This is a genomic window from Pseudoalteromonas sp. SIMBA_162, assembly GCF_046535955.1.
Classification (GTDB): Bacteria; Pseudomonadota; Gammaproteobacteria; order Enterobacterales; family Alteromonadaceae; genus Pseudoalteromonas; species Pseudoalteromonas marina.
In genome coordinates this window covers 89,432-100,883 of sequence record NZ_JAWJBQ010000006.1, presented here as the reverse complement: position 1 = coordinate 100,883, position 11,452 = coordinate 89,432, and the positions used below count along the sequence as shown (strand labels likewise).

The window sequence follows — 11,452 nt, the reverse complement described above, 5'->3', positions numbered from 1 at the left end:
AACAAATCACAAATATACTTACTCGCTCAAAAGCCAAGAGTATGTGTTATTTATTGTAGGCGTACAGCTTGCTGGCGCGTTGATTGTTAAATTAAAATTCGGTATCCCTTAAATAAAATTGCACGCATGTAGCCTTTGGGCTACAATGGTTTTATGAAATATCGTATTAAGAAAACCAACGAGTTCGATAAATGGCTTAAAAAGCTCAAAGATCGTCAAGCTTTTGGTGGTGGCATATCTGAAATGCGAATTTTCGTAGGGAAAGGCTATCGTGTTTATTACATAATCCAAGGCAATGAGATTATTTTACTACTCAATGGTGGACACAAAGGCACACAAGGTAAAGACATTACCAAAGCAAAAGCTCTTTTAAGTGAATTGGAGTAATTACTATGACGCTACAAACATCAGATTTTAACCCGTTTGACTATATGGAAACACAGCAAGAAATTAATACATTTTTAGAAGAGTGTTTAGCTGATGATGATCCAAATACCTTTATTGAAGCACTCGGTTTATTAGTAAAAAAACATGGCGTGAGTGATATTGCTAAAGCAACGGGGTTAAACCGTGAAAGCTTATATAAAGCAGTTAACGGTAAAACCAAGCCACGTTGGGAAACTATTTTTAAAGTGATGAAAGCACTTAACTTTCGCCTTACAACACAAGTTGCATAAGCTGGATTGAGTGAAACGAAACCCAACGAATCACAAATATACTTACTCGCTCAAAAGCCAAGAGTATGTGTTATTTATTGTAGGCGTTTAGCTTGCTGACGCGCGGGCGGCAGCCCGAATAAGTATTTGAATAGATGTTTGAGGTTTATCATCACCGATAGCGCGAATACGTTTCGCGTTTCACGCTTCTAGAAATTAGAAACCTTATTCAAGGTTTTGTCGCGCTGGCGACGACAGCCTAAGAGGGGCTGCCGCTGGTCCCTCTCTGGACACTCTCAGCGCACCCGAGCATCACGCTATTTTCTTCAAAACACAATTGATGTGAACGTAAACGCCATGAAAGCACATCCATGTGCAAGCATGGCTTTCATTTCATCCATGAAATGCATTACTCATCGATTGCTTATTTTCAGGCGTGATGACGGGGGAGGGTGTTAGACGTGAGGTTGATATTAAACGTGTGGTTGGTATTTTGTCTTAGCAAGAAGCAAGACCAGACTCTGGCGAATTATGTTGAATAAAAAGATCAAGAAAACACAACTGCGCGCTTGACCTGAACTTTCAAATGAGGGAAGTTTTTACTTTTGTTCAATAATTTTCTTTACTTCTTCAAAGAGATTCGATGAACTTTGATCACTAGTTTCTAATTTAATTATATGACTATCAGTCATATAATAATTGGTAAAATATTTGTTAATATCTATGAACCACTGCAGTGGCATTACATTTTCTTGATCACGAGCATTTGCTCTATCGTATAAGTCTTTAGATGATGCTTTCAATAATATGTTTATTGAAAGATAATTTTTACTTTCAATTAGTTTTCTAACTTTTAAAAGTTCATTTTCCAAAATTGAAAACTCATCTTCACTAATTAGTTTTTTATCAAAAAAGTATTTTGAGTATGTGTATGTAACTGCTTCAGGGGATTGATCAATTATAATATCTTTCCCAGTCGGTACTGAAGCTATAAATTCATGCATTGTTTTTAAAAACCACATTTGACTTTGGTATGCATTAAACTCCTTATCAGAGTTTAATTGGGATATATAAGGGTTATTCTTCACATTCTCAATATATGAAAACATTTCTTCTGAAAAACTTTTGACAACAGTACTTTTCCCAGAGGCACTCGGACCCGATATAAATATAATTTTTTGTTGATTCATTTTAATTCCTAAGTTTTTAAAAAATCATTATAAGCCTATAAAATCTATGATATAAGGGACAATATTATTGAGTGATTTACAAGTGTTATTTTTGTTTTAATCGCGTAGAATATTATCTATATTATTATTGAACAAGCTTGAATTAATGACCGATATAATCCATTTATCAGACTTACACTTTGGTCAAAAGAAATTTCCTTATGACTTAGACAAGTTAAAAGACTGCCTCTCAAGCTTCTTGACTAAATTCGAAAAACCCAAAATTCTCATAACAGGGGATATTACTTTTCAAGCTAATCCTGGGGGCTATAAGGAAGCTACTGATTTTTTCAAGCACTTCATTGAAGCTAAATTAGTTGATAAGAAGGATATTTTATCTTGTCCTGGTAATCATGATATAACCAAAGGTATTAATCCTTTTTCAAATTATGATAAGTTTGCTTATTCCCTCAGGAAAGATAAATTAAACTCATTTTCTGAGAAAAATCACCACATTCTTGACGTAGACGATATTCAAGTAGTTCTACTTAATAGTGCATACCATACAGACCACCAGTATGGGTTGATTGATGATAGTTTTTTCAAAGAAAAAAATTTAGATCCAGATAAGTTCACAGTTATAGCCGTTCATCATCACTTTGTTGGGCAATTTAAAGCTGATGTCTCTGCAATTAGAAATTCTTATCCTGCATTATATTGCTTTGATAAACTAGGAGTTAATTTGGTTGTCCATGGACATCAACATTGCAATCAGAGCTTACCAATTGGTAAAAGTGGTTTTAATATTTTTGGTGTGAGGTCGATGGGATTTCTTACAGATACGTACCAAAATGGCATCAATCATATTTGTATTAAGGATAATGAGAGTGTTGTAACTTCTTATCACTTTTCGCCGGATCATGATCCTAATAAAATTACATTAGTTAAAGCAAAATAACATAGAGAAATTAGCATGAAAGGTTTATTTATCGTATTTGAAGGGATTGATGGTTCAGGAACTACCACGCAATCTAACTTATTACACCAACATTTTTTAAATGAGAATAAAATATGTTACACAACATGTGAGCCATCTGACGGTCCAGTTGGTAATCTTATTCGTCAAGCATTTAAAGGAAGAGTGAGTTTATCAAAAGGAATTAATCCATTTTTTAATAATGGTAATTTATTTGATGAGCAGATGGCCTATTTATTTGCAGCTGATCGTCATGACCATTTATTTAATCAAGTTGATGGGGTTATACCTTTGAAGGAGAAAGGTTCGATAGTAATTAGTACTAGATACTACTTCTCCTCACTTGCTTATCACTGTAATTCAAAAACAGATTACGATATGGTTAAAAGTCTTAATTCTAGATTTCCTAAGCCTGATTTGGTTGTATATTTTGATAATGAAGTAAGTGAATCTATTAAGCGAATGTCAAATCGTGCGTTTAAAGATGAATATGAAAACACTGAAAAGCTAAAGCTAGTCAAGAGTAATTATGATTCGATCTTTAAAGATTACGAAGGTGAATTACTTGTTGTTGATGCTTCACTGTCAATTCAGGAGATTCATCAGTTAATTAAAGATAGAACAGAGGCGCTTTTACAAATTGATTAATAATATCGAGTATACAGAAGTTGACTCTTTAGAGGCTCTTGCTGAGGAAGTAAATTTGAAGGCAGAAGAGTCAGAAGGTATACATAACCTTGTGGTTACTTGCTCTATCAGTGCTGATAATTTGAAGTCCAATTCTCTTTTAGATGTTACTGATGATGCTAAAAAATGGATTGCTGTAGAATGCCCTGATGATTTACATATAAATCATGGTGAATACGTAAAAGAGGGCATGGATCATATAATAACTGAACTTAAAAGTAAGCCTTCAAGTAATAGAGCTTTATATTCATTAATATCTCAAGATCATATATCACTATCAGGGGACAAACCAATTCCATCTTTTCTAATATTCCAGACGAAATGGGTTGGTTCTGAGCTATATGCATCTGTATACTTGAGAGCATTAGAAACTCACCGTTTTCTCCGTATAAACTTAGAAGAAATTCGTTTACGATTAGTTCAAATTTTAGAAAGTGTGAATCAAATAAAAAGTGTTAACCTTTGTTTACACTCTTTCTATGCTTATTGCAATACTTCGATAGTGCCTTTGGTTAAACCAAAAATAGATTTATTAAACTCGCCTACCATGGGTAAAATTTTGAGATTAGAGCCTCAAAATATGTTCAATCTTTTAGAAGAAAAGTCTAACAACAGTACTGTAGTTGATTTAACTGCGATTCAAATGCTCAAAGACATTATCGTAGCTGATCCTCCAGATAGACTGGATTCAATTAAAGAAGACATTTTATTAATGCTAGATGATTGCATAGCAAAAGGAAATATATTAAAAAAACGCCGTGAAACGACATCTCATTGTGAAGATTTAGAAAAAACATCTACTGATTTTTCTTCGTCTTTATTAGAGTTGGCTAAAAGGTTATCTAATGAACCTTAAATTAATAGACTTGAAAGAAATGCAAAAAGAGTTTGATTTGTCTCATAGCGTTTCAGGAAAATCATTTTATACCAAAATAGATGAAAAAAATCTGCATGAGCTAGAGCACTTAGCTGTTTGTTTGACTGGAGAGCTTGGTGAATTTTGCAATATCCTGAAAAAAGTCTCACGTGGAGACATGCTGTTAGCTGAAGTAAGAGAAGAGTTAGACTTAGAGCTGATAGATGTTTTTATTTATTTATTAAAAATTTCAAATCAATTTGATGTTGATTTAGAAAAAGGTTTTTTAAAAAAACTGGCAATTAATAAAGCACGCTTTTAAAGGAATTAAAATGGAAGTTTTTTCTGAGTATTTAGACTTTAACTTGAATTATTTGACCGCATTACAGTTTGCAGTTAAAAATATTGATAGGGAAATAGAAAAGAGTAGTTCTAGGGTTGGTGCTGTTTATGATTTAGGACCTTGTTGTTTTGAGTTTTGTGCTAATGAATTACCAATTACTATTCTTTCAAGACGTTATTTAAACCCATTTTTTGCCATTGCTGAAGCTGCTTGGATTATTGAGGGTAGTAATAAACTTAGCCCTTTAAAGTACTTTATTAGTTCATATGATAAATTTTCTGATGATGGGGATACTCTCAATGGAGCTTATGGTTATAGAGCCCGAAAGTATTTTGAAATAGATCAAATAAATGAGATAGTTAGCTTACTAAAAAGAGATTCAACAACTAGACGAGCGGTTATTACGTTATATTCACCTGACGACATATCTAACCGTAACTCAAGGGATATTCCTTGTAATACAAGTATTTTCTTTAAAATAAGAAACTCTAAACTAGATATGATGGTCATTAACAGATCAAATGATTTATTTTTAGGTATCCCGTACAATGTTTTCGTGTTTAATGTATTACTGAAATATATTGCAGGTGAAGTTGGGTGTGAAGTTGGTAAACAAAGACATATATCTGACTCATTACACATATATGCAAAAGATTTTGATGCCGTAAAGGATGTTGTATCAGCAAATAATATTGAAAGTGTGAGTAATATTTTAGGCTCATTTTTACCTTTAGATAATGACTTTGTAAGTGACATTATTAATAATCGTGGAGCTATATTAAATGCAACATTTTCTCACATAAATGCTCCTTTTTTGAAATATATATTTCAGATTTATACTAAGCATAAGAATAAAGAATTAGTCCGTGTTGGAAATACGAATAACATCATTGAGTATGTCACCGAGCAATGGCTTAAAAAGTATAATAGAGAGAGATAAATTATGTCACATGATTTAGAAAGAAAATTAAGTCACATGCTTAAATTAGACAAAGAAAAAACATTAAAAGAGATAAATGAGTTTGGATATGCTTTTATTTCTTCTGCCAATGCATTAAGGGAATACATTAAAAGTGTAAATGATTATAAATTAAATCAATTAAGTGATGATAGTGATAAAATGTTGGTCTGTAGAGTCATACTTGAGCTAGCGTATAATTCAATTGATGAGCAAACTTTTTTAGCATCAAGAAAAGGTTATTATGAGACCATTAATTTTGTATGTAATACATATTCCTTAAAGCGTGAGAATGCTTTGGATATAAGCCTTCACGTCAAGCCATTAATAAATATACTCAATAAGAATAAGCATTAAAAAATCAAAGAGATCACCCATTAAAAACTAAAAGCGCCAAATTTTGACTACACATCAATGGTCTAGATTTATAGTTTATTGCTCGTCGAGTCAATTACTCTGTCTAGACCACTGCGAATAGAATATGAAAATGCGTTTACCATGTGATTAACCGTGGGAGATTGCGTGAGAAAATAAAGGGCAATAATATTGCCCTTTTTTACGCGCTTAAACTTATTTTGATAACTTATAGCGCGACTAAACTTTGCTCTAGCATTGCCTTTATTTGGTTTACTATTTTAGCTTCTGTTTCGGGTTCGAATTGTTGTATACGTGGGGTATGAATATGCCCTGTAGGTATACTTGAATTAAGCGCATCACGAAGGCGAATACTTCGGTACGATATTTCGTTAGACAAGTATCCACCGCCGCCGCCATTAACCGCAATACTGTTTTTTAGCTCGCCATACGAAGGCGCTTTATAGGTTTTTTCAAGCGTGGTGACTTCACGATTGTCGATAACTTTATAGGGGCCTTTGGCTTGTTGCATGTAATTTACAGGCAAGCTAAATTTTACAAACTCGTTGCCTGGGAGTGGTCGGCCATTAAGTTTTGGTATTACTGGGCTTGTTTGCGTTCCGCCATACACAATATTAGCGTTATCGGGCGCGGTTACACTTCGGCGTTTACCCGGAAAGTGCTCTAAATCAAATTGTGTTCTGCCCATACTTACGGTTACAACCATGTCTACATTATTAAGTGCGTAGTAGGGGGCAAGCAGTGATTCTATTATGCCTTGATCAAAATCTTCGTAGCGCACAGGCACCATAACGGTATTAATTTCTGCGGTTATGCCGTTGTAATTAATAACTTGGCCGTCGAGTAATAACGCTGCAACACCTGAGGGGTTACTTTGGTTTATGTTTCTATCGAGTAAAAATGGGTCAAAGCCTGTAAGTAATATTTTTTTAGTGCTGCCTGATGAAAAAGTAAGGTCGGTGCGGCCTCTGCTGCCGTCCTCTAGTAGGGTTAGTAACGTATTGAGTTGAGCCTGCGTAATTGAAAATTTAGGCGATGTTGTGCGTATTACTTTGCTTGAAAGCAGGCGTGCCCAGTAAAGCGCTCGGTCGTCGTAGTTATTGGTATTTATTATACGTTGTTTGGCGTTTTCCCATAGTTCAAAGCTAAAGCTTTGTACTAATGTTTTTGCACTTTTAAAGTTGTTAAGCTCTTTAAATTGCTTCTCAAAACTTGATATTTGTGGGGTAAATGCTTTTAAAACATTGGGCATTGCTAATTGGGCTTTGTTGATACGCTGTTCTTCAACAGTTAAAGGATTACTTAAAGTAGCGAATGAAGAGGCAATTAAGCTGGTCGCTAATAATACTTTGATCATAATATTCCTAATATAAGGCTATTGTTTTATATGTAATTTACTATCCTACGATTGCTAGCTTAGGACAACCCATTAACGTTGAATCGACTGATATTTGCTTTTGTGATTAACTCACTTTGGTTATTAGATATATAAAGCTAGCATTGAGTCTTTTTTATGGGGAAAGCACTAAAAATATTAAATAAATGCTCTCCACTTTCGACGTGCATTAAGAAAGTGGAGAAAAAGGTTTAGGGGGGCTATTTGTCAGCTGTCGCTTTACCGTCTTGCTTATAAACTTTACCGTTTTTCATGACTAAATCAACATGCTGTAAAAGGTTTATATAACGTAATACGTCACCTTTAACAGCAATAATGTCGGCGTATTTCCCTTCGCTTACTGTTCCCACTTTATCGTTTACCTTCATAAGCACTGATGGCCAGTAAGTGGCGGCACGAATTGTATCCATTGCAGAAATTTCCATTTCGTTTACCCAAACAGCTAGTTCGTTCCATGTGCTCTGGCAGTGAAATTTAGTTGGTATTCCGCTGTCTGTACCGATCAATAAAACTACACCAGATTCTTTTAATTGTTGGATTTTACGTTTTAAGGTAGGTTTGCGCATTGGTGTTAATTGCATATATTCAAGTTCGCCTACATTTTTTAATGAGCCTCGAATATCATCAATAGTGCTTTGCTCTAGACCTCTGTGCCAGCATGTATTATCTAAACGCTCGGGGTTGGCAACGGTTAAATCATAATTCCAAAGTCCTTCTACTGTTGGGGTCCAATAAAGTGGTCCGCCTGCAATTCGGCCTTTGGCAGTACGCTCTCTGAGTAAAGTAATTACATCGTTGGGAAATTCGGGGGCTGTAGTAAGTCCAGTGTGCTCAAAATTATCTACTCCGATTTCTAGGCCTCGTCTAATTTCATCAGGTTTGTGTGAGTGAGCAACAACTACCAGATTGCGTTTATGGGCTTGGTCAACAATAGCTTGTGCTACCTCAATTTTCATTATGTCATGATCAATTAGTTTGATGATATCAACACCAGCATCAGCCAATTTATTGACCTTTTTTTTGGCATCTTCAACGTTTTTAACGCCCCACCTATAAAGCTCGGTACCAGGATAGGCTTCGTGTTGCAAAAAGGGGCCCGAAACGAACAAGCGTGGTCCAGGGATTTCACCATTGTCTATTTTATTTTTTATTGTAATGGAGTCTTTTAATGGTGCGCCTAAATCGCGGGCACTAGTTATCCCTGCTAATAATAGTTGTTCTGCGCTTGCAGGCATAATTTCGTTCGTGAGCTTGGGAGTATATTCTTTATGCCAATGCTTGTAGTTAGCATGACCATTCAGCATTAAATGTGCATGGTTTTCCCAGAGTCCTGGAAGTACATCCATCCCTTCTGTTGAGACAATTTTGTACTCCGTAGGTACAGGTAATGTGTCAACTGTTCCTACTTTTTCAATGAGCCCGTTTTTTACCAGTATGACACTGTTGGCAAGTGGCTGATTACCAAATCCATCTATCAGCCTTCCGCCAACTAATGCGGTTGGTTCAGATTGCTCAGCAGCAGTCGCTATTGGTACGATTAAAACGCTTAAAAAAGATAAGCAGGTGAAAATTGAGAGTGCAGATCTATATAAACCTGTTGCTGTAATATTCAACATCGGTACATTCCTTTTGTTTAATTATTATCTAATAGTTATATTTGCCCAATTAAGATAACGTCAAAACAGACAAGTTAGCAAAACAAAACGTTGAACCAATAATTTAACCAAAGAAGAAGAGTTGTTTACTGCTTGAGCATTATTTTATGGTGGCACCCTCAACTCAGGTTATATAAATTATGTGGGTAATCGTACACAGTCTATTACAGGAATATAGTGAGCGTTCATACCTCTATTGTTCAGGGTAATTATGGCTGGTGGAGTGAGGGAGAAGTTAAACCTCTTGTAAACACTAATATTACAAGAGGTATTAATTTAAATCTTATTTGGATTGACGTTTGTCGAGCAAGTAACGCACTGCCATTCTTGCTGCGCCGGCTCCAATGCCTGAAACTACCGCCCAAGTTACTGCTTCTTTAAGATCTGTATTTTCGCTTGGCTTGTCTTTTGGGGCTGGTTCGTTGGTAACCTTTTCCCACGATTTTTGTAAAGTTTTCCTTGTTAACATACCGGCAGAAGCTGCTGCCAAACCTATACCTATAGTCGTAATTAGTTGTTTATTACTCATAATGTTCTCCTTTTGCTAAATATAGATAGCCATATTTATGTTTAATTTTTAAAGTATGAACATGCGTAACAGCAATTTATATACCGAAAAGAAAGCAGCCTAACTTAAGCCGTAATTTGAATGTAAAAGCACGTGGCACTGTAATCCACTGATTTGTAATTTGGCGTATAAAAACGTTTATAAAACTATTTATAGCTAGTCTTTCATTGAACGCCATGCAAATGTTGAGGCAGCTATAACAATTGCAATGGCTATTCCTAAGTACAGGGTTTCTATTGTTCCGCCAAATTCCACTGCATGTTCTAAAAATAGTATGACAAGAACAACTGAGGTTACTTGTACGAGGGTTATTTTTAAATCATGAAAGTCTTTAATATTAAAAGCGGCTAAAAACTTACTTTCTTTTGATTTAGCAGGCGATATGAATAAGCGGTATAAGCTAATGGCAATTACTTGTAGGGTAATACCGATTAATAGTAAATCGAGGATTTTAAGTAGTTCAACTATGAGGGCTTTACCTGCTTTTGCAGAATCTGGTAGGTCGAGAATGGTTGAAACCACTATATTAAAAACAATATTAATACACGAAACATAAACAAGAAGCGATGATAATGCTGCGGTAATAACCGCGATGACAACTAAAAAACGACTGGTTTGGAATATATTTTCCATGCTGCTCAACTTTGTAATTAGACATAACTTATACGAAGCATAGTATATGTTAGATCCCTAAGTTACTATTTAAACAGAGTAACTAACGCGAGAATATATTGAATTATTTAGCCCACCTTTATTTTGCAAAGCCAACGGCTGATTCTCACTTTGGAAACTTATTGGGCGATTTTGGTGGGCACAGGCATGTGGCACAGCTGAGTGAGCCTGTAAAAAATGCGCTTAGTAATCACTATTTAATTGATAAATTTACCGACGCGCACCCAATTGTTAAAGAAGCTAAACAGTACTTTTCACCAACGCGCAGGCGATTTGCAGGCGTTGCAATTGATGTGGTTTTTGACCACTTTTTAATTATGCATTGGCAACGGTTTAGTGATCAGCCCTTGAGTGATTTTAAACGTAACAGTTTTGGGCTTTTAAATCAGCGGTTAGCGCACATGCCGCCGCGTATGCAGCGGGTTGTTACTAGCATAACTAAACACGATTGGTTTAAAGATTACGAAACCATTAATGGTGTGGGGGCTGCGTTGGATAATATTGCTGTTCGTATTCGTTTTGCCAACCAATTTACTGGCGCTGCTGAAGATATAAAGCGCCATTACAACCAATTAGATGCCGCTTTTTTAGCGTTTTTTCCAGAATTAATAGCACATGTAAAAGAGTTTAACACTGAACGCACTTGAGCCTAGAGTGCTTTATTTGTAATTACAGGCAAAGGTTTTTGTTAATGCAGTTTAGTCGTCTGGGCCGTTTAAGGTAAATTTTAGGTGCTTTCGCATATCTTTTAAAATAACGCCTTTTTTAAGCATTGCGCCGCTTAATCGTTTTTGCCATTTTAATATGTCAGGCTCGGCGGCATCAAGGGCTTGCTGGTTTTCAAACTGAAAGCACATAAGTAACGAGCCTGGGAATAAGTGATACTCCACGTCAAACCAACATTGCAGCATACCGGGTAGTTCGGCTCGGCCTTGCTCTTCTATTTTATCGGCAACGTTAAGCACAAGCGCTTGTTGTTTTTCTTGCACTTTTGATAGTTTTTTCATTGTTGTGTTCCACTTGAGGGCATAATAATAGCCAGAGTGAGTCATTATACATAAGCTTTTAATGGCCAACACCTTAAAGCTAAGTTAATAATAATTTAGGTATAAATATAAGCTTAAACGCAGTAACTTTACTC

Annotated in this window: 15 protein-coding genes; 9 read left to right on the top strand and 6 right to left on the bottom strand. The window is 35.5% G+C overall.

Annotation, left to right across the window (positions count from 1 at the left end; all coding sequences use genetic code 11):
- Positions 1–153 precede the first annotated feature (153 nt).
- The gene (locus tag R0J88_RS06265; protein ID WP_410899438.1) at positions 154–387 is read left to right on the top strand and encodes a type II toxin-antitoxin system RelE/ParE family toxin; all 234 of its coding nucleotides are present in this window, start codon (positions 154–156) and stop codon (positions 385–387) included.
- Between the two features lie 5 nt (positions 388–392).
- Positions 393–677, top strand: coding sequence for an addiction module antidote protein (locus tag R0J88_RS06260; RefSeq protein WP_096793685.1), 285 nt, complete (start codon positions 393–395; stop codon positions 675–677).
- A gap of 578 nt (positions 678–1,255) precedes the next feature.
- Here the strand turns inward: R0J88_RS06260 and R0J88_RS06255 are convergent.
- A complete protein-coding gene (locus R0J88_RS06255) occupies positions 1,256–1,846 on the bottom strand; it encodes a deoxynucleoside kinase (RefSeq protein ID WP_410899437.1) in 591 nt (196 codons plus the stop codon).
- Between the two features lie 145 nt (positions 1,847–1,991).
- Between R0J88_RS06255 and R0J88_RS06250 the strand changes: the two genes are divergently transcribed.
- The 6 genes from R0J88_RS06250 to R0J88_RS06225 are packed head-to-tail and all read left to right on the top strand — an operon-like array spanning position 1,992 to position 6,002.
- Positions 1,992–2,783, top strand: coding sequence for a metallophosphoesterase family protein (locus R0J88_RS06250; RefSeq protein WP_410899436.1), 792 nt, complete (start codon positions 1,992–1,994; stop codon positions 2,781–2,783).
- Between the two features lie 15 nt (positions 2,784–2,798).
- Positions 2,799–3,449 carry a dTMP kinase gene (tmk, locus tag R0J88_RS06245; RefSeq protein WP_410899435.1) on the top strand — a complete coding sequence of 217 codons (651 nt, stop codon included), beginning with the start codon at positions 2,799–2,801 and terminating at the stop codon, positions 3,447–3,449.
- Positions 3,442–4,344, top strand: coding sequence for a hypothetical protein (locus R0J88_RS06240; RefSeq protein WP_410899434.1), 903 nt, complete (start codon positions 3,442–3,444; stop codon positions 4,342–4,344). The genes tmk and R0J88_RS06240 overlap by 8 nt, the downstream gene beginning before the upstream one ends.
- Positions 4,334–4,666 carry a hypothetical protein gene (locus tag R0J88_RS06235; RefSeq protein WP_410899433.1) on the top strand — a complete coding sequence of 111 codons (333 nt, stop codon included), beginning with the start codon at positions 4,334–4,336 and terminating at the stop codon, positions 4,664–4,666. The genes R0J88_RS06240 and R0J88_RS06235 overlap by 11 nt, the downstream gene beginning before the upstream one ends.
- Before the next feature lie 10 nt (positions 4,667–4,676).
- A complete protein-coding gene (locus R0J88_RS06230) occupies positions 4,677–5,627 on the top strand; it encodes a thymidylate synthase (protein ID WP_410899432.1) in 951 nt (316 codons plus the stop codon).
- A gap of 3 nt (positions 5,628–5,630) precedes the next feature.
- The gene (locus tag R0J88_RS06225; RefSeq protein WP_410899431.1) at positions 5,631–6,002 is read left to right on the top strand and encodes a hypothetical protein; all 372 of its coding nucleotides are present in this window, start codon (positions 5,631–5,633) and stop codon (positions 6,000–6,002) included.
- Between the two features lie 226 nt (positions 6,003–6,228).
- Here R0J88_RS06225 and R0J88_RS06220 read toward each other — a convergent pair whose 3' ends face one another.
- The 4 genes from R0J88_RS06220 to R0J88_RS06205 all read right to left on the bottom strand — a co-directional run bounded on the left by R0J88_RS06220 (position 6,229) and on the right by R0J88_RS06205 (position 10,272).
- Complete coding sequence (locus R0J88_RS06220; RefSeq protein ID WP_410899430.1) at positions 6,229–7,377, bottom strand: hypothetical protein; 1,149 nt, start codon at positions 7,375–7,377, stop codon at positions 6,229–6,231.
- Between the two features lie 239 nt (positions 7,378–7,616).
- Positions 7,617–9,032, bottom strand: coding sequence for an amidohydrolase family protein (locus R0J88_RS06215; protein ID WP_410899429.1), 1,416 nt, complete (start codon positions 9,030–9,032; stop codon positions 7,617–7,619).
- Positions 9,033–9,354: 322 nt separating this feature from the next.
- Positions 9,355–9,600: a DUF4235 domain-containing protein gene (locus tag R0J88_RS06210; protein WP_410899428.1), complete on the bottom strand. Its 246-nt coding sequence runs from the start codon at positions 9,598–9,600 to the stop codon at positions 9,355–9,357.
- Positions 9,601–9,795: 195 nt separating this feature from the next.
- Positions 9,796–10,272: a YqhA family protein gene (locus tag R0J88_RS06205; RefSeq protein WP_006794802.1), complete on the bottom strand. Its 477-nt coding sequence runs from the start codon at positions 10,270–10,272 to the stop codon at positions 9,796–9,798.
- Positions 10,273–10,370: 98 nt separating this feature from the next.
- Here R0J88_RS06205 and R0J88_RS06200 point away from each other — a divergent pair, with 98 nt between their 5' ends.
- On the top strand, positions 10,371–10,958 hold the full coding sequence (locus tag R0J88_RS06200) for an ACP phosphodiesterase (RefSeq protein ID WP_410899427.1): 588 nt from the start codon (positions 10,371–10,373) through the stop codon (positions 10,956–10,958).
- Between the two features lie 51 nt (positions 10,959–11,009).
- On the opposite strand, the gene R0J88_RS06195 is transcribed toward R0J88_RS06200, so the two are convergent.
- Complete coding sequence (locus tag R0J88_RS06195) at positions 11,010–11,318, bottom strand: hypothetical protein (RefSeq protein ID WP_008128815.1); 309 nt, start codon at positions 11,316–11,318, stop codon at positions 11,010–11,012.
- Positions 11,319–11,452 lie beyond the last annotated feature (134 nt).